The following is a 24663-nucleotide window of genomic DNA, read 5'->3' on the forward strand; positions in this document are numbered from 1 at the left end:
GCCGGCCGCGCCGCTATACACGACGTTGCTGCTCGCCGTCGCGCTGGCATAGGAGGTCGTGCCGCGCAGGTCGGCCGCCGTCGCACCGGAGATGGTGGCGGAGACGTTCGACTTGGTGGAGTAGCCGACCGTGGTCTGCAGCGCCTGGTTGGCGATCGACTTCGCAGAGTCGATCAGCTTCTGCAGCGAGGTGATGCCGGTGTTGGCAGCCTGCAGCACCTGCACGCCGTTGGCGATGCCGTCGAGCAGGTTGTTGATGTCGCTGGCGCGGTTGTCGAGCGACTGTGCCGTGAAGAAGTTGGTGGGATTGTCCAGGGCCGAGTTGACGCTCTTGCCGGTCGACAGACGGTTCTGTGTGGTGGCGAGAAGATCAGCGGTGGACTGGAGGGAGAGCAGGTTCTGACGAACCGATGCGGAGAGGACGATACCGGACATGACTCTGTTACCTTTCTGGTAAACGACGCTACTGTTACACGTCTGCTTGGATCGCGATGGACCCAGCGACGGCGGACCGTGGAGCCGAGACCTCTAACGAAACATGAAATGAAAGCGGCGCTTTTGCCCGGCCGCGCGTGATTCGGCCCCGTAAGCGGCGCGCCCAGTCGTACCGCCGCCAAATCCCGCCCTTGAAAGCATTGAGCTTTTTGGCCGGAAGGACCTGAGTTTACAGCTCGTTAACTAGTTGCAAGCGAGAATCAGGGTCTGACAGGCCGCAACGAACGCTCGGTTACGAAAGCGTTGATGGAGAACCGGAATGGCCCTCAAGGTCGAGCTCAAACCGCACGAACGCATCATCGTCGGCAATTCCGTGATCACCAACACGGACCAGCGGGCCCGCCTCCTGATCGACGGCGAGAACGTGCCGATCCTGCGCGAGCGCGACATCCTCACGCCGGAGACCGCTGACACGCCCGCCAAGCTCGTCTATCTGGCGGTCCAGCTCATGTATATCTCCCCGGATCCGCAGACCCAGCACGGCACCTATTTCAACCTCGTGCGGGACATCGTCACCGCCGTGCCGAGCGCCTGGCCGATCATTGAAGGCATCAACAACCACATTCTGAACGGCGATCTCTACCGGGCGCTGAAGGAAGCCCGCAAGCTGATCGCCTACGAGGAGAAGCTGCGCAACCAGTTCGCGGCCACGCATCCCACGGCGGGAGCGGACAAGGACGACGTCAGCACCGCCGCCGCCTGATACAGGCGTTCGCGCCAACGACAACGGCCCCGGATCGTCTCCGGGGCCGTTGTCGTTTTCAGGCGCTCGTCAAACTATTGCGCTACGAGCGGCGGCGCGTCGACCTCGATCACTCCGCCGCTCCGCTGGTCACCGAACTGCAGCACGGCAGCGACCAGCGCATCGATGTCCGCCTCCTCGGTGCGGTGATTGACGATCGCGGCGCGGATCGCGAACTTACCGTCCAGCGTCGTGCCCGAGGGCGCGGCGATGCCGGACTCATGGACGTCGGCAACGATCTCGCGATTGACCACATCGCCGCTGCGATAGCGGAAACAGACGATGTTGAGATTGACCGGCGCCAGCAATTCCAGCCGCGGTTCGGCCAGCACGCGCGCCTCCAGATATTTGGCGAGCGCGCAGCTTCGCGCGATTGCCCGGCCCAGCCGGTCGGTGCCGAACGTCTTCAGCGTGAACCACGTCTTCAGCGCACGAAAGCCGCGCGACAGATCGGGACCGAGATCGCAGGGCCAGACTGTGCCCGCCGCAAGCCCCCTCGCCTCGCGGCTCAGATAGGCCGCCGGCTGCGCGAAGGCCTGCCGATGCTGCTCGCCGTCGCGCACCAGCAGAAAGCCTGCATCGTACGGCACCTGCCCCCATTTGTGGAAGTCGAGTGCGATGGAATCCGCAAGCTCGATGCCGCCGAGCAGCGGCGCAAGCTCCGGCGACAGGATCGCGAGCGCTCCGAAAGCGCCGTCGACGTGAAACCAGATTCCCTCCTCGCTGCACAGCGCAGCGATCGCCCTGAGGTCGTCGATCGCACCGATATCGACCGTGCCTGCGGATGCGACCACCAGGAAAGGCTTGAAGCCGACCTCGCGATCGGCGGCGATCTGCGCGCGCAATGCGGCAACGTCGATGCGATGATCGGCATCGATTGGGATCTTGCGCAGCGCATCGGTGCCGAACCCGGCAATGTCCATCGCCCTCGATATGCAGCCATGCGCTGCCTGCGACGTATAGGCCGCGAGCAGCGCACCGTCATTGCCGATGCCGTGCTGCCGCGCCAGCGTGCCGAGCGCGGTGGTGCGCGCCACCAGCACGGCCATCAGATTGGCCATCGACGTGCCGGTGACGAAGATGCCGCTCGCGCTCTCGGGAAAGAGGAACAGGCGGCGCATCCAGTCGACGATCTGGCGCTCCACCTCGATCGGCATGTGGTCGCGTCCGCCTAGATTGGCGTTGAGGCCGGCGGCGAGCATCTCCGCGAGCATGCCGACGGCGGTGCCGCCGCCATGCACCCAGCCCATGAAGCCGGGATGGACGTTGCCCGTCGCATAGGGCGCGACATGCTCGGAGAATTCGCGACAGACCTCGGCAAGGTCGCTCGCTTCGCGCGGCACGTCCGACCTGAATGCCGCACGAACGTCATCGGGAATCGGCCGCCAGACGGGGCGCGCACGAACGTTGGCGATGCCGTCGATCGTCTCGTCCAGCATGCGGTGGGCCAGCGCGCGAAACTCGCTCCAGTCCTGCGGATCGAGCGGGGCATCCGCAACGGAGCTTTGCGTATTGCGGATGATCTCGTTCATGCTGCGCTCTCCCCGCCCGTCTTCGCATGCCGCAACAGCATCGCCGTGAACGCTGAAAAGATCTTGCGCATCTGCGGCGGCTTGTAAGGAAACACGACCGGCGAATCCATGTTGTGCACGACGGCGGTGTTGTCGGCCTCGAACACCAGAAGCTCGCCGCCCGCGTTCTCGGCGCAATCGACGATGAAATAGTCGAGGCCGACGCGCCGGCTCATCTCCTCGATCGCGTTTCTGTGACGCTCGCCGAAAGCATGATCGAAGTCGCGCATGAAGACGGCTTCCTCGGCCCGCTTCTCTTCGCTGAAGGCCATGTAGGCGTTGAGATACCAGATGTCCCAACGGTCGGCGATCGCCATGTGGCACGCGTACGGCTTGCCGTCGACCATGGCGAGGCGATATTTGCGGTAGAGCCCGTCGGGGCTCACATAATCAACGAAGCGTGCGACGAAGAAGTCCTGCTCTTTCCGTTCGGCGAGATAGGCCGCCAGAGCCGCCGGATCATCGAGCTTTGCGAGCCCGACGCCGGCATGCGAGCCGCGCGGCCGCGCGATCATCGGAAAGTGCAATTCGCTTGCGATGTCCGCGCATGCGATCCGCGCCTGCGCGAGGTCCGACAATTGCGCGCGCGTTGCGTGGATGGTCGCGGGAATGTCGAGGCCGGGCACGTCCATCAGCAGCCGATACAGCTTGTCGCGATCGAGATTGCCGATGCGATCGGGGCGATTGAGCAGCGGCCGCGGCCAGTGCGGCGCGGCCCCTTCGATCAGCGCGAGCGCCTCGCGGCATTCCTCGGAATCGGACGCGACCACGATGGCCACGTCGTGCTCCGGCAAGGTCTCGGGCAACCCGACGCCCTTGATCACATAGAGAGTCAACAGCTCGACATCGGAGCCCTCGAGCAGGAAATCGATCGGCGTGTTGCCGCCCATGTCGATGTCGGCTGCAAGCGCGAGCAGGCGCAGGCCCGGCTTCGGGGCGGCGCTAGGCGTTCGGAACAATTGATGGAAGGCCAGCACCTCGGACTGGATCGCAAGCCCCCGATCCTTGTCACCCAGCAGCTGGGTGATCAACGACAGGTCCAGCCCCTCGCCCGCCAGCGCGGTCCCCGCCGCGATGCGCGCGACGAGCTGATCGCGCAACGGATGCAGATCGACGCCTTCGAAGGCCCGGCGCGTCAGCTGCGCAAAGCCGACGCGGTCGGCATAGTTCGCCGCGGTCAGGCAGATCGACGCGGAAACCGGATGCTGCATCTCACACCTCGAACGCGGACTTTACTGGCACGGCCGCCGCTGCGCCACCGGCGAGCAGCAGCTCGATCTTCACCAGGACGTGGGCGATCTGGTCGAGAAGGCGCTGCACGTTGCGCTGCGCCTCCGCCCTGTCCGGCGACCAGGCCTCAGTCACGAGCCGCGCGCCGACGCAGAGGCGCAGCACGGCCTGCGGCGTCTCGTCCTGCCGCTCCAGCCGCACCGGCTGGCCGATCAGGCAGCGCTGCGCGGCGACCTGACGGTCCTCCGTGCTGCCGTTGATCCCTTCGCTGACGTCACGCGCCAACGCGCGATGAACAGAAGCGGTCTCGGCAACAGAAACCGGCTTGCCGTCGCGCAGCAGCGTGAACGGAAAGATGGTGGGTTGCGCGAATTCCTCATCGTCGATGCCGGCCGCGTGGGTCGCGGCCGAAACAGCGCGCAACGACGGCGACAATGCGATCATGCTGTCGATGCCGGCAGCGACCTCGGCGAGCATCCCGGCGCGGAAGGCCCCGGGCACGCCGTAGTAGCTGCCGATCTCGGCCAGCGCCGCCTCCCAGCGCAGCCATTGACCGAAATTCGGACGGCGCTCGAAGCGCGAACGCAGCGCCGTCCAGGCCATCGGCCAATCGCAGCGGCCGGCGTAATCACGGATTCCAGCTGCGATCCCCTCGACGCGATCGAGCGACCGCGACAGGCCCTTCGGCACCAGCAGCGCACCGCTGAAGGCAGGTCCGCCGAAGAATTTTGAGCCGGTGATCAGCACCATATAGCCGCGGCCGAGATAGGAGCGCAGCCGTCGGCGGCCGAGTCGGGCCTGGCAGGCATCGACGACGATCTGGACCTTGCGCGGCCAGCGCCGCGCGATCTCGTCGAGGCAGGCCGCGCTCGGCGCACGCCATCCGAGCTTTGAGGAATCCATGATCTGGAGCAGCACCGGCGCGCCTTGCGCGATCGTGGCCTCGACCGCATGCAGCACCGCTTCATCGGCGTCCATGCGCATCGCGATCCCGGCCCCCGCCGCGCGCAGCGGCAGCGAGATGCTGGCGCCGGCCAGCCCCGCGACCGGACCGTCCTTGCGAACCGCGAAGCCGCTCGCCGTCAGGGCGCTGAAATGATGTCCACGCGCGGTATGGACCGTGCCGCTGCCGGTCTGGTCGGCGCCGACCACGATCGTCACCGGCCGCGCGCCGAGCATCGCGCGCGCCAGGAACAGGGCATGGAGCTGGGAGTCCGTGCCGGACGGCGAGAACACCACGTCGACGCGCGGCGAGAGCTGGAGATGACCGCGCAGCTCGTCGCGCATATCTTCGCAGCGTGCATCGAAAGCGAGCTCGACCTCGTCGAGCAGGCACTTGTGCATCAGCTCTTCACGCGCCAACGCGGCGCGGTCATAGGCCGCCTGCGAGATCGTCGACGCGGTCGAGGAGGCGAAATTCCACACCTCCGGCTCCGGCGAAGCCGGGCAGCCATAGGCGTTGGCGCGGCCGGTGGGATCGAGCGCCAGGCGCGGATCTCCGCCGGAAACGAGCAGCGTGTCGAGCGGCGTGAAGAGGTCGCGCAGGCGATAACGCGAGCCGCCGTCGGCGGCGCGTTGCATCTCGCGCCGAGGGGATGGGCCGCCGCTCATCCCGAAAGGCTCACGCCGCGGCATCGGCCGCCGCCGCAGGCACGGCTGCGAATTGCGAGGCGATGTCGCCGTGGAACACCGATGGCCCGACGTGGTCGAGCGGGCTCTGGATGTCGGCCCAGATCTCGCCGCCGATGTCGGTCCAGCGCTTGCAGAAGGCGAAGTCCTCGGACAGATAGGTGCCGGTCGCCGGATCGATCATACATTCGAATAGCGCGAACCGGTTCCGGCTCGCCGCCAGCGCATCATGGGAATGTTCGCGGAAGAACTGGAGGTTCGCGTAGTCGGGGTGGCGGCACATCGCCTCCAGCACGTGACGCCGGATCATCAGGAAGCCGGTGCCGGCATAGCGCACGCGGGTAAATCCGTTGACCACCACGATGCGGTCGGGATCCTCGATCTCGAGCACGTAGTCGAGCGAGGCGGCCGGCACGTCGGCCCGACCCGACTGGATCGCCCGCGCGGCCTTGTCCCAGTTGACCCGCTTGATCGGATAGCAGCCGGCGACAACGTCCGCGCCGCATTCGATCAGGCGGAACACCTGCTCCGGCCGGAAGCCGATATCGGCATCGATGAACAGGAAATGCGTCGCCTTCGGATCGTCCAGGAACATCGCGACCAGGTTGGCCCGCGCACGGGTGATCAGCGCGTCGCCGTCGCGCAGGAGAACCTTGAGCTCGAGATTGGACATGCCGTGCACGGCCCGCTGCAACGCGAAGATCGAGCTCGCATAGATGCTCGACACCTGCCCGCCGAAGCAAGGCGTCGCCACCACCAGCTGCAAATTGTCCGACATCGACCGCTCCGCCCCCGCTTGCAATCCTCACCAAGAGGTAAACAGGCATGGTTAACGGCGTCTTAACGCTTCCTTACAGGAACTTGACGAGCGAGAGCTGCGCCAGGTTCGAGGTCACCTGGTAGGACGCCTGCAGGGCGTTCTGCAGCGCCAGGATCTCGCTCGCGACCTGGTCGGGCGAAGCCGATTCCGCCTGGTCAATGATGGTCTGGAGCTGCGCCTTGGCCTGGGTCTGGCGCGTGCTCGCGTCCTTCATCGTGTTCTGGGCCATCGCGATGTCGGTCTGGATGTCCTCGATGCGCTGCTGTCCGGGCTGCTGGGTCAGCGCCTGGGTCGTGCGCAGGCTCAGCGCCGAGACCTGCCCGCCCGAATATTGCCCGGTCGGCGAGGTCGAGAAGGTGCCGAACACCGCGATCGCCTGCAATTGCCGGCGGATCGCATCCTCATTCGCCTGGGCTCCGTACTGCACCGTCACGGCATCGTCGACCCGCGCCATCGCGGTCGAGCGCGCCGAGCCGGGCCCGTCATTGCCCAAATACCATTTCACCGTATTGGCCGAGCCGTTCACCAGCGTGGTCGCCGAGCTCGCAGGCGAGGAGCCGACGCGCAGCGGCGGCTGCGCGGCGGTCACCGGCGTCGAGCTGAACCCGAGCGCGCTCAGCGCGCCGGTGTTCGACGTCGTGATGTTGAGGCTCGCCGCGTCGTCGGTGTTGATCGTGATCGAGCCGCCGTGGACCGTCGAGGGCTTCGACGTGCCCGTGATCGTGTCGATCTTGCTCAGCAAACTCTGGATGCTGTCGGTAACGTTGAGCTGGTTGCCGGTCGCGCCCGAGGCCACGAAGGTCAGCGTGGTCCCGTTGACGGTGATGGTATCGCCTGCGACGAAGCCCGGCGAGATCGAGTCCGAGGGGCTCGCGCCCGACAGCGCCGTCGCGCCGGTGACCGGGGTCGGCGGCGCCGCCTGGTTGTTGACAGGGGTGCCGATCGCAGAGCTCGCGGTGTTGAAGAAGTTGTCGCCCGCAACGATCGCCGATGCCGCCACCAGCGAGGTGTTGGCGAGCTTCTGAATCGCGGTGTTCAGCGCCGTGTTGAGATTCGCAGCGGTATTGTTCGGGTTGACGGGCGTGCTCGCATCGATCGCGAAGCTGCCGAGCGGCGTCGGCGTTGCCGAGGAGGCCGTCAGGTCGATCTGCTCGGTCGTGCCGTCCGGCAGGGTGAACTGAATGCTGAGCTTGTCGCCGTTGTTCGGATTGACGCCGTTGAGATCGACCGAGAATGACACCGGCGAGCCGCTCGGGCCGGTGACGGTCGCCCCGTTCAGCGTCGAGGACACCGCCTTGATCTTGAGGCCGAACGGCGATCCGGCGACGTCCTCCGACACCTGCACGGAGCTCGCCGTCGGCTGCGTCTGCACCAGGCGGCCCATGCCGCTGGCCCCCAAGTCCGCGGCCTGGCGCTCGGCCATGACGGTCTTGAAGCCGGCCTGCGTCGTGGTGCCGTTAATGATGTCGCCGGCATCGGCGACTGACTGGGTGTTGACGGCCGTTCCGGAGAACAGATAGCGGCTGCCGGTCTGCGTGTTGAGGACACCGACCATCGAGCCGAACTGGGCGGCGGCGGTGTTCTGGGCAATCGTCTGACCGTTGACGTTGAGGTCCTGCGCGGTAGAGGCCGAGCCGGTCTGCACCGTGCTGCGGATCTTGGTCAGCGATTGCAGCGCGGTGTTGGCGAGGTTGATGCTGACGTTGACGTTGGTGATCGTGTCGGTATAGCCGGCGATGTTGGAGAGCTGCGCGCGCCCGGCGATCGCAAAGCCCTCGTTCGTCCCCATGCCGGCATAGTTCTGCGACAGCTTGCCGGTCGAGAGCTGCGTCGAGAGGTCGGTGAGCTGCTGATTGATGTTGCGGATCTGCGCGCCCAGGATCGACGAAGAATAGTTGATGCTGCTGATCGCCATCTTTCGGAGCCCTGTTACTGTTTACAGTTGAGCCTGGATCAACGTGTTCATCATGGTCTGCACCACCGACATGACATGGGCGTTGGCGGCATAGGCATTCTGAAGCTGGATCAGGTTCGACATCTCCGAGTCCAGGTTGACCTTGGAGGTCGAGTCGAACTTGGCCTGGAGCGTCGAGACCACGACGCTCTGGCCTTGCTGGAGCTGGGTCGCCTGGGTCGCGGCGTTGGCCTGCACGCTCAGGAACTGCTGGAGGAAGTTCGAGACGCTGCCGGTGAAGGGCTGACTCGCCGAGCCGAGGCCGCTCTGCGGCGAATAGGAAAACACTGCACTGGTGAGCTGCGAGTAGAGATAGTCCGAACGCGTGGTGTCGCCTGCGGGCGTCACCGGCGAGGTATTGTAGACCGACATCCGGGTGGGATCGGTCACGAGCTGCGTGTTCACGGCGATGCGCCCGGCAAGACCGGTCATCTGCGAGCCCGACGCCGTGATTGCGCCGGTGTAGAGCGCCTGCCCGCCGTCGGTGAACAGCGGCAGCTGCGGATTGCCCGAGGTCAGCGACGAGATCGTCTTGGTGGTCGAGGCCGAACCGACCTTGGCAAGCCCGGTGTTGTCGTCGGTCACCCTCAGTGTCGTGGCGGTCGCGGGCGACGGGGCGGCGGAGAACGACAGATGCGTGCCCGACAGCGCGGTGTTCAGCGCAGAGGCGATCGCGCCCATGCCGCCGGCGAAGTCGACGCCAATCCGCATCGGGTTGGCGTTGGTCGCGTTCTGGAGCGGCAGCGCGGCTGGGTCGGTCACGTTGACGAGCGTGATCTGGCGCTGCGTGTTGGTCGCCGTGTCCGTATAGGTGATGTTGACCGTGTTGCCCGGCAGCGCACCGGCGAGCTCGAGATCGAAGCCGGCCGGCGGGCCGGTGACCGTGCTGCCCGCCGTTGTCTTATCGGACAGCGCGCTCGCCATCGTGGCGGCGAGCTGGTCGATCTGGTTCTGCGCCTGCACCAAAATGTCGTCGCGCAGCTTCAGATCGGCCGCGATCTGGCCGGACGACACCACGTTGTTGGCGACGACGTCGACTTGCGAGCCGTTCGGCAGCTTGATGTTGAACGCGCCGACGCCGGACTTGGCAGGGTCCATGTTGTAGAGGGACGTTGCCGACAGCGCGCCGGCGGAGGCAAAGGAGAATTCGGAGGCGAGCCCGGCGCCGACCAGCTGAATGCCGGTCGTGGTGTAGATGTTGGCCTGGTTCGAATTGTCGGTGGTGACGCGGACGTCGACATATTTCGACAGCGTGTTGATGGCTTGGTCGCGCTGGTCCATCAGCGTTGCGGCCGAGGGATCGTTGGCCGACAGGCCCTGGAGCCTGGTGTTGATGTCGGCGATCTGCTTCATGGCCGCATTGGCGGCCTGCGCCGAATTGCCGAGATCCTGTTCGACGTTGGAGCGCAGCGACTGGATGCCCTTGGTGGTGACGTTGAGCTGCGTCGCGAGCGCCTGGGCCGCCCCGAGCGCGACGGTCTGCGCCGACGACGCACCCGAGCTGGTCGACAGCGCCTGCAGCGCCGTCGCGAACTTGTTCAGCGCGCTTTCGAGCGTGCCGGAATTGCCGGGCGTGCCGTAGACATTCTGAAGCTGCTTCAGGATGTTGGCCATCTGGTCGGCGTAGCCGCCGCCGCCGGTCTCGGTCCGTAGCTGGTTCTGCACATAGGTGTCGAGCAGGCGGCTGACGCCGGTCGTCATCGCCGTCGCGCCGAACTCGCCGGTGGTGACCTCGATCTGGTTCGGCGTCTGGACGACGTAACCCGGCGTCTGCGCATTGGCGACGTTCGAGGAGACGATCGAGAGCGCGGCCTGGTTGGCACGCAGACCGCTCATCGCACTGGCGAGGGCTGAACTCAAACCCATATCACTGGCCCGCCTTTGTTACGTCACGCGCCGATCAGCGCAACACGTTGAGGAGATCCTGCACCATCGAGTTTGCCGTCGTGATCACCTTGGTGTTGGCCGAATAGGCCTGCTGGGTCACGATCAGCTTGGTGAATTCGTCGGCGATGTCGGTGTTGGATCCCTCCAGCGACGAGCCGCTGATGGTGCCCGAAGCGCCGTCGATGGCGTCACCCGATTGTTCGGTCGCGGCATAGGCGCCGCCGTCCATCGCCTTCAGATAATTGGTGCCGTTGAAGTGCGACAGCTGCACCTGCGCGAGGTTGAGGTTCTGGCCGTTGGAGAAGGTGCCGACCACCACGCCGTTGTTGTTGACGGCGACCGAGCGGAGCTGACCGGCGGCGTAGCCGTTCTGGGTGATGGTGTTGATCGTCACCGCGCCGCTGGTGCTGGCATATTGCGTCAGGCCGCCCGAGGAGATGTTGAAGGCGACCGAGCCGAGCGACTGGCCGCTAACGGTGACGTTGTTGATGGTGATGCCCGAGCCGCTCGGCGAGGTCAGCGAGCCGTCGGCGGCAAAGGTGAAGGTCTGGCCGGTATTGACCCATCCGACCGTCGTGCCGGTCGCGTTCGGGTCGGTCTGGTAGAACAGGTTCCAGCTGTCGGAATGACCTGCGCCCAGCGAGGCGCTGTCGGTCTTGGCCCAGCGCAATTGCAGGTTCACCGGCGTACCGGCGGCATTGTAGGCGGTCACCGCGCCGCCGCTGATCGATTCCTTGGTGAAGGTGGCGATGTCGTTGCCGATCACGCCGCCGGTGCCGGCCGTGCCGCCACCCTCGCGATTCCTGGTGATGGTCGAGGTGAAGCCGAGCGCGGAGAAGGCCGCGCTGTTGGAGCTGGAGACCGTCAGGTTGGAGACCGTGCCGGTGTTCAGCGTGATCACGCCGCCGCTGCTGACCGACGATCCCGAGGCGCCGGAGAGCGCATCGATCTTGCCGAGCAGGGTCGTGACGTTGTCGGTGACGTTGATCTGGTTCGGGCCCGAGGCGCCGGAGTTCATGAAGGTCAGGGTCTGACCATTGACGGTGATGGTGTCGCCGGCGGAGAAGCCGGATGTGAGCACCTGGGCGCCGCCGGCCGTCGCGCTGCCGCTCAACACGGTCGCGCCGGAGATCGCCGGCGACGACAGCACGTTGCCGCCGCGTGTCACGCTGCTGATGCCGAGCGCGGTGGCGGCCGTGCCGCTGCCGATCGCAACGTCCGTGCCGGTGCCGGTCGCGATCTGGATATTGCCGCTGACCGAGAGCGAGGCCGTGACGCCGGCGCCGCCGGCGGTCTGGATCGCATTCAGAATGTCGGCCACTGTCGCCGTGGTGCCCGCACCGAGACCGATCGTGGTGTTGCTGCCGACGGTCGAGACCGTGGTGCCGCCGTTGAACGTGATGGTGTTGCCGTTGATGGTCAGCGTCTGGCCGCTCAACGCGGTCAGAATGCTGGAGGCGAGATGCGTGCCGGCGGCATTGTCGAGCGAGGTGGTGGTCGAGGCGACTGCCGAGGAATTGTTCTGGAGCGCAACTGTGCCCGTGGCCGTCGTCGAAGAATAGGCCGAGCGGATGTTGCCGGTTGCGGCCGCGCCCGAGACCGTCGCGTTGGCATAGGGCGCCGGCGGCGTGCCGACCGGCAGCGGGTTGGCGGCGAAATCGGACGGGTTCAGGCCGCCGGCGGCGAGCAAGGTGCCGGTCGATGCCGTGGTTTTTGCCACCGTGTTCGGCTGGGTCGGCAGGTTCGCCGCGTACTGGATCGAGGTGGTCGCCTGCGCCGGAATGAAGTTGTTCTGGAATTGCAGGACGTTTGCCACGCTGCCGGTCGGGTTGCCGGTCTTCGGGTCGACGGTGACGCCCATCAAATAATAGCCGGCGCCGTTGACCAGGTTGCCGTTGGCATTGAGCTGGAAGTCGCCGCGCCGCGTGTAGTAGGTCACCCCGGTGAAGACAGGCACGTTGTCGACGACGCCGCTCGCCTTCTGGATCGAGAAGAAGCCGTCGCCGGTGATCGCCATGTTGGTGGCGACGCTGGAGGACGAGATCGTGCCCTGCGTCGTGATGGTAGCCTTGGCGTTGGCCTGCACGCCGCCTGCCACCTGCTTGCTCGGGACTGAGGAGTCCGGAATGAGGTCGACGAAGCTGGTGCCGATGCCCTTGTAACCGGTGGTGGATGAGTTCGCGATGTTGCCGGAAATGTTCTGCAGCGCGAAGGACTGCGCCTGCAGGCCACCCACCGAGGTGTTCATTGCATCGAAGATACCCATAACTTGTCTCCAAATCCGATCTCGGCGGCCGGTCGACCATGGCCGCAATCGGAAAGAGACGTCGCAAGGCCTATGCCAATGCGGGTATCCTCAGCAAATCAATGACTTAATTAAAAAGCCCCGGTCTGACGACCGGGGCACATTTGCCGGGGCCGGCAACAATTGCCGGGGCATCCTGTCGTTCCGGAGCGGTCCGCAGGACCGGAATGACTCCCGCGAAATCTACGTCGCCGACGCCGCCGCGGGATGGAAGACCAAGCCGAAACCGTCGATGCAATAGCGCAATCCGGTTGGCTTCGGGCCGTCGTCGAAGACATGGCCGAGATGGCCGCCGCAGCGCCGGCAATGCACCTCGGTGCGGACCATGCCGTAGCTGCGGTCCTCGGTCTTGCCGACATTGCCTTCGATCGGCGCATAGAAGCTCGGCCAGCCGGTGCCGCTCTCGAACTTGGTCTCCGACGTAAACAGCGGCAGGTCGCAGCCGGCGCAGGCGAAAATGCCCTTGCGCTTCTCCTTGAGCAGCGGGCTGGAGCCGGGCCGCTCGGTGCCGTGGTTGCGCAGGATCTCATATTGCTGCGGCGTGAGCTGGGCGCGCCATTCGGCCTCCGTCTTGGTGATCTCGAACTTCTGCGCGGCCTTCTCGCCGGCCTCGGCAGGTGTTCCTCTCAGCCAGCGCAAGGCCGAAAGGCCAAACAGGCCGGCGACAGTCGTGAGCAGGATGCGGCGGTCAAGCATGTCATTCTCCGTGCGCGGGAAGTCCACGCCCTGAGATACGGGCTTCTGCCGGCCGAAGTTACACGTCGCAGCGGAATTTCGCTCAACTTATTGCGAGACGCGGTCCTCGTGCACGACCGGTTCCGCAGCGCCGACCGCGGCTTTCGGCGGTGGCGCCGGCCGGGGTCGCACGCCGGGCGGCGCTCGGCGCGGACCGGTGCCGGCGGCGCGGTTGGCTTCGGCAAGGCGGGCCTCGCGTTGCCTGTCCTTGACCCTGGCGCGCTCGCGATAGCGGGCGAGCGCACCTGCGGCGGCGGAGCTCGCCCTGCCCCAGATCCCGACCAGCTGGCCGGCGACGCGCCCAGTGGCGCCGCCCGCCCAGACCAGCTCGAACGGCGAGAACAGCTTCCAGCGCTCATCGCCCCACAAAATGCTGCGCGCGATCATCTGTCCGGCCATGGCGGAGGTGTTCATGCCCTGGCGGCCGAAGCCGCTCGCCACCCACAAGCCTTTGCGCAGCTGGCCGATCTGCGGCATGCCGTGCACGGTCTGGCCGGTGGCGCCGCCGAAGATGTCGGTGATCTCGACATTGTCGAGCTCGGGAAAGATCGTCCGGATCCGCCGCTTGATGGCGCCGGCGAAGCGCTGCGGACGCGCGGCCCAGGTGGTCTCCGGGCTCTCCCACATCAGCCGGTCGCCGTCGACGACCCGGAAATGGTCGACGCCGTCGGAATCCATCACCGATCCCTTGAAGGCGATGATTTCGTGCACACGCTCGCCGAGCGGCGCGGTCACGCCGGCATAGCGCCAGACCGGAAGCAGCGTCTCCGACAGGCGCTTGGAGGGGGCGCCGAGATGAATGTTGCCGGCGAGCACGATGTGGCTCGCCCGCAGCCGCGCCGAGGGCGTGACGATGCGCTTGCGGATGCCGGAATGATCGATGCTGACGACCGGCGTGTCCTCGAAGATGCGGGCGCCTGCCCGCCGTGCCAGCGCCGCAAGGCCGTGCACATATTTCCGGCCGTCGACCTGGAACGCTTTCGGATAATACACGCCGTGGAAGTAATGATCGGTCTTGAGCGCCTCGCGCACGCGATCGACCTGCCAGCCTTCGACCTCGGTATCGAAATCCTCGTTCAGCATCTGCAGCCGGCTGATCAGCCGGTCGCCTGCATCGACATTGGAGACCTCCAGCACGCCGTCGCTGAGGCCGATCCCCGGCATGCTCTCTTCGCTGGCGTTGGCCCGGACGAACGCGGCGCCCTGCTTCGACAGGGTCCACAATTCGCGGGCGTCCTCCAAGCCGATGCGCTCGATGAGGTCCGTGAGCGGCAGCGCAAAGCCCGGCATCACGGTGCCGAGCTGGTTGCCGGAGGCGTTCCAGCCGATATGCCGACCCTCGAGCACCGCGACGCTGGCCCCGAGCCGGGCCGCCTCCAGCGCCACGGTAAGCCCAGCCAGGCCCGCCCCGATCACACAAATGTCGGCATCGAGATCGAACGACAGCCGCACGCGGTCGCGAAAGCCGGCTTCTTCCTGGGACACGCTTGTGAAAGTCTCGCTCATAGCGTTTCTTAAGATACCAACCGGGCGCCTGTCACCTTGTCCTCAACCGGTGCCTGTAGATTATCGTGGACGTGGAACGATTCGAGAATGCCATGCGCCGTTTGATGCTGCTGCGTCACGCCAAGACCGAGACCGACGCACCGAGCGGCCGCGACCAGGACCGGCGGCTCGACGACCGCGGTCACAAGGATGCCGCGCGGATGGGAGACTGGATCGCGGCCCATCCGCCCTTCCCCGATACCGTATTGGTCTCCCACGCCGTGCGGGCCCGTCAGACCTGGGACATCGCCTGGGAGGCGATGAAGGACCGCGTCCCGGCGCCGCAGGTCGAGGTCCTGCCGGAACTCTATGGCGCCGACCCCGCACAGATCCTGGACACCATTCGCACGGCAACCGCCCCGGCCGATCCGAAGCGGCTGCTGCTGATCGGCCACAATCCCGGCATGCACGAGGTCGCGCTCATGCTGATCGGCGGCGGCGATCCCGATGACGCCAAGGCCCTCGGCGACAACCTGCCCACAGCGGGGCTTGCGATCTTCGACTTTGACGTCAAGGATTGGGATGACGTGGCCTACCGCCGCGGCAAGCTGGTGCTGTTCGTCAGCCCCAAGCTGCTTCGATCGGACTAGACGCGCGGGCGCCGTCTCGACCGGTTGGTTCAGCCTGGTTCACAGGGAGGCGCAGATGTTCAAGTCCATCCTCGTGCCCATCGATCTCGCCGACACCGATCTCGCCAAGCCGGCGATCGCGACCGCGGCGACGTTGTCGCAGACCTGGAGCGGCACCGTGCGCCTGCTCAACGTGTTGCCGATGACGCCGGTGATGCTGGCCGAGTACGTCCCGGCCGATTTCGACGAGCAGCAGCGCCAGACCTCGGAAGAGGCGCTTGCCATCGTCGCGCGGGAATCCGGCATCGAGCCGTCCCGCATCTCCAGCGTGGTGCGCCAGGGCGGCATCTATCACGAGATCCTGGAGGAAGCCGTGCACGTGAAGGCCGATTTGATCGTGATGACCTCGCATCGCCCGGCGATGCGCACCTATTTCCTCGGCTCCAACGCCGGCCACGTCGTGCGCTACGCCAAGTGCTCGGTGCTGGTGGTCAGGCATTGAGGGGCGGCAGACTCCGTCATTGCGAGCGCAGCGAAGCAATCCAGAGTCTTTCCGCGGCGACAGCCTGGATTGCTTCGCTGCGCTCGCAATGACGTAGAGGCAGCTGCGTGCCACACTCGCGCTTCCGTGCCCCGGACGCTGCGCAGCACGAAGTGATGCGCTGCAGAGCCGGGGCCCATGCGTCAGCGAGTGCGATCCGCTGGGTCCCGGCTCTGCGCAGCAGCGTTTCCCGCTGCAGCGCGTCCGGGACACGCGAGTATCACAGATACCGCGACAGCTCGGTCTTGAACTGCCCGTACACGGCATCCTCGATCTGGCTGCGCGTGATGCCGATGTCGCGCAGGGCGCGGTCGTCGAGCTCGTTCAGGGTCTTGACGGCGGAGCGGCGCTCCAGGCGGTCGAACAGCGCGGTGAGGCGCTGGGCGAGGGCACTGAAAAATCCGCCCGATGAGGATGGGCGCAAAGTCCGCCCGGCAGTTTGCGAGATCGTGGTCATTCTTCTTCTCCGGCCTATCGTCCGCGCGGCGAAGCAGTGCCGTTGGCGCGGACGCTGGTGGGCGCCTGCACCTCATTTGCCGCCGGATTGCTATCGCCCTCCTCGGCTCAATCGCGGAACTTGATGGAACTTAAATGCTCCAGTACACTCCTCGGAGCAAGCAAAACATTGCTCTCGGTGCAATATGTCCAAGTTCGAGTACGTGAAGCTCGCCGATGCCATTGCGGCCGATATCACTAACGGCAGGTTAAGGCCCGGCGACCGGCTGCCGCCGCAGCGCAATTTTGCCTATGACCGCGGCATCGCGGTCTCGACCGCGAGCCGGGTTTATACCGAATTGCTCCGCCGCGGCCTCGTGGTCGGCGAGGTCGGGCGCGGCACGTTCATTTCGGGTGACGTCAGGCGTGAAGTCGAGACCATGCGCGAGCCGGCCGACGCGCGCATCAATCTCGAGGTCAATTACCCGCTATTGCCGCAGCAATGGGCGATGATCGCCAAAAGCCTCGCGGGGCTCGAGCGCATCGACGCGCTCGAATCCGCGCTGCGCGTTTCAACCAGCACCGGCACAAAGAGTGCGCGCGTTGCCGCCGCTGCCTATCTCGCACGCAAGGATTTTGCGCCGCAGCCCGAGCAGATCTTCTTCACCGCCAACGGCAAGCAATCGCTGGCGGCCGCACTTGCCGCGCTGGTACCCACCGGCGGCCGCTGCGGCGTCGAGGCGCTGACCTACCCTTACGTCAAGAGCATCGCCGCGCGGCTCGGTGTGACGCTGGTCCCGATCCCCATGGACGAGTTCGGCGCGCGGCCCGACGCCATCCAGAAGGCCCATCGCGAGGCGCATCTGTCGGCGCTGTATCTGCAGCCCATCATCCAGAACCCGCTCGGCGTCACCATGAACGCGACGCGGCGCGCCGACATCATGCGCGTCGCCGAGAAGCTCGATCTCACCATCATCGAGGACATCGTCTACGGCTTCCTCGCCGACGACACGCCGCTGGCCGCGCTCGGGCCCGACCGCTGCATCGTGATCGACAGCCTGTCCAAGAAAGTCGCGCCGGGGCTCGCGCTCGGCATCCTCGTCGCGCCGCCGCATCTGCGCGAGAGTGTGATGAGCGCGGTGCGCACCGGCGGCTGGATCGCCTCCGGCCATGCGCTCGCGGCCGGGCAGCGGCTGATGGCCGACGGCACCGTCGCCGAGTTGACCCGGCTGAAACGCATCGATGCCGCGCGCCGACAGCAGACCGCCGCACGGCTGCTCTCCAGCTACCAGCTCGCCGCCGATCCGCGCTCCTATCATCTCTGGCTGACGCTGCCACCGCACTGGCGCTCGCAGACCTTCGTCGCCGCAGCAGCAAGGCGCGGCATCGCGCTGACGCCGTCCTCGACCTTTGCGATCGCGCACGGTCATGCGCCGAACGCGGTGCGGCTCGCGCTGGCCCCGCCCTCGCCCGAGCAGCTCGATTCCGGCCTGCGCACCATCGTCTCGCTGCTCGGCACCAAGGAGGACGATTTCGATTCGACGGAGTAGGGCTCTCATTTGACGCGTTTTCTTCACGCGAACGGGACCTCACTTCGCTCGCAAACGCTTTAGGGCAGCAGGGCCTTCGGCACGCGATCGAAACTGTAGCTCTGCGGCCGGTTGCGCCGCACGAAGCCGCCGACCTGCCAGGCGAACAGCGCGGCGAAGCCGAGGATGAACAGCACGCCGGCGAGCTCGCCGGTCAGAAGCGCGCGGATCAACAGCCCCGCCATTGCCACGGCGAGCACGGCCAGGAACGCCAGCACCGCCGCATAGGTCTTGCGGCCGAGGCCCGCGGTCAATTCGGCGCGGCTGCCGGCTTTGGCCATCCGCGCATGCAGCTCGATAAGGAAATCGCGAAAACCGTTGTCCTGCGGCGCCATCAGCGCCGCGGTCTGCCAGCTCGTCGACAGGATCGCGATGCGGCCGCCGCCGGTGCGGCTGATATCGGCGCGGAAGCGGTGCTGCTGCATCGACACCGGGCGGAACGACAGCCGGATCGCCGAAATCTCGTCATAGCGCCACAGGCCGGAGCGGCCGGCGATGTGCCAGGACAGCCCCTGCTCCGTCAGCTCGAAGCGATGCGCCGAGCCGATCAGCGAGGCCTTGTAGGCATAGCTCGTGGTCGAACCCGCTTCCGCTCCCGGCATCTCGTCAACGAACCCATGGGCGATCGCTTGGGCGATCGGCTTGCGCGATCGCCCCCGGCCATCCTACAAGCGAGACATGGCTGAGACGACCTTTTTTCCGCGCCACCTGATTCTCGGCGCCGCGATGATCTCCGGTGTGTTGCTGGCGCTCGCGGTGCACATGCTGGGCGCGCGCTACGGTCTCGATCTCGGCCGCCTCTGGCGCTCCGACACGCATGAGTTCATTCCGGCGGGCGCCGCCATCGCCTGGTGGCTGATCGCCACCGTCGGCTTCTCCGGCGGCTATTTCACGGCGAGCCTGATGCAGAGCGCCGTTTCCGGACAGATCCCGCAGCGGATGCGGCAATTCCTGATCGCGGTCGGCGTGCTGCTGCTTGCGGGAGCGGGTCAGGCGGCGTCGGCGCCGAGCCCGATCCCGACCGTCTCGGGCGTGCTCGCCGGGCTTGCCGCCCTGTGTCTCGGCGCCGTGATGGCGTTCTGCGGCGCGCATTTCGCGCTGCGCCGAAGCTGACCTCTCAAGCCGACGCGCGCAGCCGCGGCCGTTCCAGCATAATCGCGACATCCGAGGCGGGCCGCGGCTTGCTGAACAGATAACCCTGCGCCTGGGTGCAGCCCTCGCGCCGGAGCAGCTCGAGCTGCGCGTCGTTCTCGACGCCCTCCGCCGTGGTGACGATGCCGAGGCTGCGGCCGAGGCCGGTCACGGCGCGAATGATCGCCATGGAATCCTCGCGCGTCGCCAGCTCTGACACGAAGGAGCGGTCGATCTTGATCTTGTCGAACGGGAAGCTGCGCAGATAGCTCAGCGACGAATAGCCGGTGCCGAAATCGTCGAGCGAGATCCGCACGCCCATGGCGCGCAGCTCGTGCAAGGTCGTCAGCGTCGCCTCGCTGTTCTGGAGCAGGACGGATTCGGTGATCTCGAGCTCGAGGCGGCGCGCACCGAGTCCCGAGGCGGCCAACGCCTCGGTCACCCCTGCGATCAGGTTTGGGCTCTTGAACTGCACCGGCGACAAATTGACGGCAACGTCGATACCGTCGGGCCAGGTCGCCGCGTCGGCACAGGCCCGGTGCAGCACGAACTCGCCGAGCTGGATGATGAGGCCCGTCTCTTCGGCCAGCGGAATGAATTTGATAGGTGCGATCAGCCCGCGCTGCGGATGTCTCCAGCGCAGCAGCGCCTCGAAGGCCACGACGCGCTCGCTGAGGACGTCGCGGATCGGCTGATAATGCACCTCGAATTCGTTCCGTTGGAGCGCCGCGCGGAGATCCATTTCCAGTAGCCGCCGCGCCTGCGCGCGCGCATCCATACCGGTCTCGAAGAAGCGGTAGGTGCCCCGACCGTCCGCCTTGGCGCGGTACAATGCGAGGTCGGCGTTCTTCAACAGCTCGTCTGGACTGCTGCCGTCCTGCGGCGACAGCGAGATGCCGATCGAGACGCCGATCACGATCTGATGCTGGTCGATCTGGTAAGGCGCCGAGATCACCTCGACGAGACGGCTGGCCAGGGATCTAGCCACCGCCTCCTCGGAGCGCCCGATCAGGACCACGGCGAACTCATCGCCGCCAAGCCGGGCCACGGTGTCGTTCTCGCCGACGCTCGCCTCCAGCCTGCGCCCAACCTCCTTCAACAAGGCATCGCCGATGGGATGGCCGAGCGAGTCATTGATGTCCTTGAAGTGGTCGAGATCGAGACAGAGCACCGCAAGCTGGTCGCCCGAGCTGGTCCGGCGCAGCCCATGCTCGAGCTGTTCGTGGAACAGCACGCGGTTAGGCAGGCCGGTCAGCGCGTCATGGCGCGCCATATGGGAGATCTTCGCCTGCGCCTCCAGCCATTCGGTGATGTCCTCGAAGGTTGCGACCCAACCGCCGCCCTGCATCGGCTGGTTGACCACCCGGATAGAGCGGCCGGAGCGATTGAGGATTTCAGTCGTGGTGCGGCCGTCCCGCGCATCGGCGACGAGGCGGGCGAAGAATTCATCGGCATTGCCCTGCCACTCGCCGCTGGCCTGCTCTTCCCTCAGCACGTCGGCCAGCAGGCGGCCGGTCAGGGCGATCCCGGTGCGGCGGAGCAACGATGCATAACGTTCGTTGAACAGCATGATCTTGCCGTCGGCGTCGAACATGCAGAGCCCCTGCGACATGTTTTCGAGCGCCGTATCCAGCACCATCTGCTGGCGGCCCAATTCGCCCTTGGCGCGGCGGTCGAGGAGCGCGGCGAGCAATGCGATCATGATGATCGCAGCCGCGGCGCTCGCGGTCAAAACCGACAGCGACGTCGGCGGGATTGATAGCCCGCTGATCACCAGTGTCGGATCCGGCGTCAGCTGCACCGCCCCCATCGCCGTGAAATGATGCGAGACGATGGCCACGGTCAGCAGCACCGTGGCACCGAGCGCGCCGGACAGGCTGTCACGCCGGTCAGCAACATGGAGCGCGAGCGCGCCGAAGATCAGCCCGAGCAAGATCGACACGGCCACGGTCCCCGTTGACCAGCTAACGCGCGCAGGGATTTCGAGCGCCATCATGCCCGTATAGTGCATCGCCGCCACGCCGCCTCCGACAACTGCCCCCCCGAGGGCGACGAGGCTGGGCCGGATGGTCGAGACCGCAACACTCAAGCCGACAAAGGTGACGGCGATGGCGAAGATCAGCGACACCAGCGTCACCGGGACATTGTAGGCGCCGCCGACGCCCGGTCCGTACGCCAGCATTGCGATGAAATGCGTCGCCCAGATGCCGCAGCCGGCGACGACTGCGTCGAGCGTTAGCCACACCAGGCGCCCCGATCCCTGCGTCGCGCGCGCCCTGTGAAACAGGCTGATCGCCGCCGCACTGGCGAGCAGACACACCGCGCCGGCAAGCGCGACCAGCCGCCAGTCATGTTCGTCGGTCAGACAGTAGAGCACCTGATACATAAGCATTCCCCAAGCCTGCCATCACCAAAGCCGGGAAGTGGTGGATATTAGGTAACGAAGGATGATTGGCGTGCCGGATGGTGAACAGGAGCTTCCAAAATCAACCGATCGTTGCCGGTCAGCACGCGTTCGCTCCCCGTTTTTCAATTGGCGGATGAGCGGGTGCCAATACAATCAACCTTCCCGCGCGCGCATGCCAGCCGCGCCGGGGACACAGGGAACGGGGGTGATTGCTTCGAGTTGGCCGCCGGGACTACATCCAGAGGTTAGGCATGGCAACGAAGCACTACTCCATTGATCACACAGTGGGTCCGAATTCGGCAAGCTGGCTACGCTTGCAATCGTCGCCGGCCTGATCGGCGTGCTGTTCGCGGGCAGCACCCTGGTGACGCCGCTTTATGTGCTCTACGAGCGACAGTTCGGCTTCTCGCAAATCACCCTGACGCTGATCTACCTATGTGATCGGCAATCTGGCTGCGCTGCTGGTGTTCGGGCGCATCTCGGACCAGATTGGCCGCCGCCGGACAGCGCTCACTGCAACGGTCGTTGCCATCATCACGCCGTGGCCGGGGCTGTCTTCCTCGAGTTCTCCGCAGTGGTGGCCATCGTTATTGCGCTGACGCTCGCTGTCGAGCAGCACGGCCATGCTGTGCTCCCTCGGCCTCATGCTCCCGAGCGTGGCACTGATCGTCGCTGCACAATTTCAGGCATCGATGGCCCTGATGATCGCGGCAACTACGCTATGCGCAGTTGCGGTGGGGCTGGGTTATCGTGGCAGCCTGCAGGTGGTGAACCAGATCGCGCCGGAGGATCGTCGCGCGGAAGTGGTCTCGGCCTATTTCATCTGCGGCTTTCTAGGCAACGCGCTTCCTGTGATCGGCATCGGGGTGATCTTGACGCTGGCAAGCCCACGCCTTGCGAGTATCGTCTTCGCCGCCATGATCGCGGCCTTTGCCGTGATCGCGCTCGGCTTCGGGCTCAAATATAGGCCCACTAAATCAGGAACGCCGCGCTGATGGCGCGGCGTTCTCGGCGTCGGTCCAGTGCAATCGCATCAGCTCGCCGCGCGCAGATTCACCTTGCTCTCGGCGAGCGTCGTCAGCTTCTGGTCGGTCGCCTTCTCCTCCTCGAGCGTCTTGGCGAGCACCGCCGCACAATCCTTGCGGCCGAGCTGCTTGGCCCAGGCGATCAGGCTGCCATAGCGGACGATCTCGTAATGCTCCGCGGCCTGCGCCGCATTGATCAGGGCCGCGTCGAGCACCGCCTTGTCGGCGACGTCGCCGGCGGTCTCGTCGGCTTCCTCGATGATGCCGTCGATTGCCGGGCAGTCGACCGCCTTCACGGGGACGCCGTGCATCTTGAAGACCTCCTCGAGCCGCGCAACGTGCTGCTTGGTTTCCTCGAGGTGCGTCAAAAAGCCCTGTTTCAGCTGCGGATCAGTGGCCTTGGTCGCCATCTTCGGCAGCGCCTTGGTGAGCTGCTGCTCGGCGTAATAGATGTCCTGGAGCTGATGTACGAACAGGTCGTTCATGGTCTTGATGTCTTTTGTGAACAGTCCCATCGTTCTGATCCTCTCGGGTTTTGGGAACACGGAGGCGCCGGCTTGCACGAAAAAGCCGCGTATTCCGCCATGTTCGATTGCTGATGGAGCCTAACGACCACGCGACATCGACGTTCCAAAAACGTCGATGCGGCCTGCGCTGGAACAATGCGGACGGCGCCGGGATTTGAGATCGTGCCGGCACGGTGAGCGCGCGGACGGAGCCGGGTTTCGCGACTCAAATGCTTAACGGGCCGCCGATATGAACCGCGTATGACAAAGTTGCTCGCCGAACGCAGAACCTATTGTTGTCAAGGGCTGCACAAGCCGCTGATTTTGCCTTAAATGAGCTGGATCATGCCTAGCGATCGATGCCTTCCTTTTGGCCGTGATCGCACCCGACCGGCCAATGCCTGGCCCGGTCGATCTTGCCCCCCGCCGGGAGGATGAATGCACGGACTGCTGCCCGCGCTGAAGCGCGGCTTCAAGAGATGGATCGGCTGGCGACGGCTCGGAGTTGCCGCGAGCATCTTCATCATCGCCTTTGCGATCACCACGCTGGTGCGAACCCTCAAGGGCATCGATACCGGGGTCATCCTGACCGCGTTGACGGAGATTCCCCGCGGCAACATTGGGCTGGCGGCGATCTGCGTGGTCTTCGCGTTCTGTACGCTGACCTTCTACGACTATTTTGCACTGCGAACGATCGGCAAGAAGCACGTGCCCTATCGCATCGCGGCGCTATCCAGCTTCACGTCCTATTCGATCGGCCACAACATCGGCGCCACGGTCTTCACCGGCGGCGCGATCCGTTTCCGGATCTATTCGGACTACGGATTGAACGCGATCGACGTCGCGAAGATCTGCTTCCTGTCGGGCCTGACCTTCTGGCTCGGTAACATCTTCGTGCTCTCGATCGGCATGGCCGTCCATCCGGATGCGGCCTCCTCGATGGATCAGCTCCCCTCTTCGCTCAATCGGTTGATCGCCCTCGGCGGCCTCGCATCGATCGGCGCCTATCTGGTCTGGCTCTGCATGGGCGAGAAGCGCCGCGAGCTCGGCCAGAAAGGCTGGAAGGTGGTGCTGCCCTCGGCACCGCTGACCTTGGTGCAGATCCTGATCGGCGTCGTCGATCTCGGCTTCTGCGCCACCGCAATGTACCTCCTAATGCCGGCTAACCCGCCGATCGACTTCATGTCGCTCGCGGTCGTGTTCATCCTGGCGACCCTGATCGGCTTTGCCAGCCACGCCCCCGGCTCGATCGGCGTGTTCGATGCCGCCATGCTGGTGGCGCTGCCCCAGTTCGGCCGCGAGGAGCTTCTGGCCACGCTGCTGGTGTTCCGCATTCTCTATTTCGTGATCCCGTTCGGCCTCGCCATCTCCATCATGGGCATGCGCGAGCTCTGGATGAATGTGGTCGCACCGTGGCAGGAGCGGCGGCGGCTGGCGGAAGCCTGCGCGCAGGCCAACCTGCCGAAGGAGGTGACGCCGATGGAGCGCGAACGGCTGCTGCGGCAGGCCGGCAAGCGCTGAGCCGCCGAAGGCACCTCGGAATCATC

At 65.7% G+C, this 24663-nt stretch carries 22 protein-coding genes; 7 read left to right on the top strand and 15 right to left on the bottom strand.

What is annotated here, in order from left to right; genetic code table 11:
- Window positions 1-435, bottom strand: a 435-nt coding sequence (locus ACM43_RS13215) for a flagellin N-terminal helical domain-containing protein (protein WP_442869300.1), incomplete at its 3' end; no start/stop codon positions are given.
- 319 nt (window positions 436-754) lie between these two features.
- Between ACM43_RS13215 and flbT the strand changes: the two genes are divergently transcribed.
- A complete protein-coding gene (gene flbT, locus ACM43_RS13220) occupies window positions 755-1198 on the top strand; it encodes a flagellar biosynthesis repressor FlbT (protein ID WP_271540496.1) in 444 nt (147 codons plus the stop codon).
- A gap of 74 nt (window positions 1199-1272) precedes the next feature.
- Here flbT and ACM43_RS13225 read toward each other — a convergent pair whose 3' ends face one another.
- From ACM43_RS13225 to ACM43_RS13265, 9 genes are all read right to left on the bottom strand, one after another.
- On the bottom strand, window positions 1273-2769 hold the full coding sequence (locus ACM43_RS13225; protein WP_271540498.1) for a pyridoxal phosphate-dependent decarboxylase family protein: 1497 nt from the start codon (window positions 2767-2769) through the stop codon (window positions 1273-1275).
- The gene (locus tag ACM43_RS13230; protein ID WP_271540500.1) at window positions 2766-4019 is read right to left on the bottom strand and encodes an ATP-grasp domain-containing protein; all 1254 of its coding nucleotides are present in this window, start codon (window positions 4017-4019) and stop codon (window positions 2766-2768) included. The genes ACM43_RS13225 and ACM43_RS13230 overlap by 4 nt, the downstream gene beginning before the upstream one ends.
- A gap of 1 nt (window position 4020) precedes the next feature.
- Entirely contained in the window at window positions 4021-5619 is a 1599-nt protein-coding gene (locus ACM43_RS13235; RefSeq protein WP_271540501.1) for a hypothetical protein, read from the bottom strand.
- Between the two features lie 40 nt (window positions 5620-5659).
- On the bottom strand, window positions 5660-6445 hold the full coding sequence (locus ACM43_RS13240; protein WP_271540503.1) for a hypothetical protein: 786 nt from the start codon (window positions 6443-6445) through the stop codon (window positions 5660-5662).
- A 73-nt stretch (window positions 6446-6518) separates the two neighbouring features.
- Entirely contained in the window at window positions 6519-8402 is a 1884-nt protein-coding gene (locus ACM43_RS13245; RefSeq protein ID WP_157280820.1) for a flagellar protein, read from the bottom strand.
- Between the two features lie 21 nt (window positions 8403-8423).
- A complete protein-coding gene (gene flgK / locus ACM43_RS13250) occupies window positions 8424-10307 on the bottom strand; it encodes a flagellar hook-associated protein FlgK (RefSeq protein WP_271540508.1) in 1884 nt (627 codons plus the stop codon).
- Between the two features lie 34 nt (window positions 10308-10341).
- On the bottom strand, window positions 10342-12594 hold the full coding sequence (locus ACM43_RS13255; RefSeq protein WP_157280822.1) for a flagellar hook-basal body complex protein: 2253 nt from the start codon (window positions 12592-12594) through the stop codon (window positions 10342-10344).
- A 222-nt stretch (window positions 12595-12816) separates the two neighbouring features.
- The gene (gene msrB / locus ACM43_RS13260) at window positions 12817-13329 is read right to left on the bottom strand and encodes a peptide-methionine (R)-S-oxide reductase MsrB (protein ID WP_036015643.1); all 513 of its coding nucleotides are present in this window, start codon (window positions 13327-13329) and stop codon (window positions 12817-12819) included.
- Between the two features lie 87 nt (window positions 13330-13416).
- Window positions 13417-14874, bottom strand: a complete 1458-nt coding sequence (locus ACM43_RS13265; RefSeq protein ID WP_271540514.1) for an NAD(P)/FAD-dependent oxidoreductase — start codon at window positions 14872-14874, stop codon at window positions 13417-13419.
- A 92-nt stretch (window positions 14875-14966) separates the two neighbouring features.
- Here ACM43_RS13265 and ACM43_RS13270 point away from each other — a divergent pair, with 92 nt between their 5' ends.
- Complete coding sequence (locus ACM43_RS13270) at window positions 14967-15503, top strand: SixA phosphatase family protein (RefSeq protein ID WP_271540516.1); 537 nt, start codon at window positions 14967-14969, stop codon at window positions 15501-15503.
- A gap of 55 nt (window positions 15504-15558) precedes the next feature.
- Window positions 15559-15984, top strand: coding sequence for a universal stress protein (locus ACM43_RS13275; RefSeq protein WP_036015633.1), 426 nt, complete (start codon window positions 15559-15561; stop codon window positions 15982-15984).
- Between the two features lie 259 nt (window positions 15985-16243).
- On the opposite strand, the gene ACM43_RS13280 is transcribed toward ACM43_RS13275, so the two are convergent.
- A complete protein-coding gene (locus tag ACM43_RS13280) occupies window positions 16244-16480 on the bottom strand; it encodes a DUF1127 domain-containing protein (protein ID WP_271540518.1) in 237 nt (78 codons plus the stop codon).
- Window positions 16481-16664: 184 nt separating this feature from the next.
- On the opposite strand from ACM43_RS13280, the gene ACM43_RS13285 reads away from it, so the two are divergent.
- Window positions 16665-18008 carry an aminotransferase-like domain-containing protein gene (locus ACM43_RS13285; RefSeq protein WP_271540520.1) on the top strand — a complete coding sequence of 448 codons (1344 nt, stop codon included), beginning with the start codon at window positions 16665-16667 and terminating at the stop codon, window positions 18006-18008.
- Between the two features lie 59 nt (window positions 18009-18067).
- Here the strand turns inward: ACM43_RS13285 and ACM43_RS13290 are convergent, their stop codons facing one another.
- A complete protein-coding gene (locus ACM43_RS13290; protein ID WP_036015625.1) occupies window positions 18068-18649 on the bottom strand; it encodes a hypothetical protein in 582 nt (193 codons plus the stop codon).
- A gap of 76 nt (window positions 18650-18725) precedes the next feature.
- Between ACM43_RS13290 and ACM43_RS13295 the strand changes: the two genes are divergently transcribed.
- Window positions 18726-19160: a hypothetical protein gene (locus ACM43_RS13295; protein ID WP_271540522.1), complete on the top strand. Its 435-nt coding sequence runs from the start codon at window positions 18726-18728 to the stop codon at window positions 19158-19160.
- Between the two features lie 4 nt (window positions 19161-19164).
- Here ACM43_RS13295 and ACM43_RS13300 read toward each other — a convergent pair whose 3' ends face one another.
- Both ACM43_RS13300 and ACM43_RS13305 read right to left on the bottom strand, forming a co-directional pair.
- Window positions 19165-21564 carry a bifunctional diguanylate cyclase/phosphodiesterase gene (locus tag ACM43_RS13300; RefSeq protein ID WP_271540562.1) on the bottom strand — a complete coding sequence of 800 codons (2400 nt, stop codon included), beginning with the start codon at window positions 21562-21564 and terminating at the stop codon, window positions 19165-19167.
- Window positions 21565-22018: 454 nt separating this feature from the next.
- Window positions 22019-22210: a hypothetical protein gene (locus ACM43_RS13305; RefSeq protein WP_271540524.1), complete on the bottom strand. Its 192-nt coding sequence runs from the start codon at window positions 22208-22210 to the stop codon at window positions 22019-22021.
- Between the two features lie 31 nt (window positions 22211-22241).
- On the opposite strand from ACM43_RS13305, the gene ACM43_RS13310 reads away from it, so the two are divergent.
- Entirely contained in the window at window positions 22242-22580 is a 339-nt protein-coding gene (locus tag ACM43_RS13310; protein WP_271540526.1) for a hypothetical protein, read from the top strand.
- Between the two features lie 38 nt (window positions 22581-22618).
- Here ACM43_RS13310 and ACM43_RS13315 read toward each other — a convergent pair whose 3' ends face one another.
- The gene (locus ACM43_RS13315; RefSeq protein WP_271540528.1) at window positions 22619-23125 is read right to left on the bottom strand and encodes a YciE/YciF ferroxidase family protein; all 507 of its coding nucleotides are present in this window, start codon (window positions 23123-23125) and stop codon (window positions 22619-22621) included.
- A gap of 429 nt (window positions 23126-23554) precedes the next feature.
- On the opposite strand from ACM43_RS13315, the gene ACM43_RS13320 reads away from it, so the two are divergent.
- Complete coding sequence (locus ACM43_RS13320; protein ID WP_271540529.1) at window positions 23555-24637, top strand: lysylphosphatidylglycerol synthase transmembrane domain-containing protein; 1083 nt, start codon at window positions 23555-23557, stop codon at window positions 24635-24637.
- Window positions 24638-24663: the final 26 nt, after the last annotated feature.

This window comes from Bradyrhizobium sp. CCBAU 45321 (assembly GCF_028128975.1).
Taxonomy (GTDB): Bacteria; Pseudomonadota; Alphaproteobacteria; order Rhizobiales; family Xanthobacteraceae; genus Bradyrhizobium; species Bradyrhizobium yuanmingense.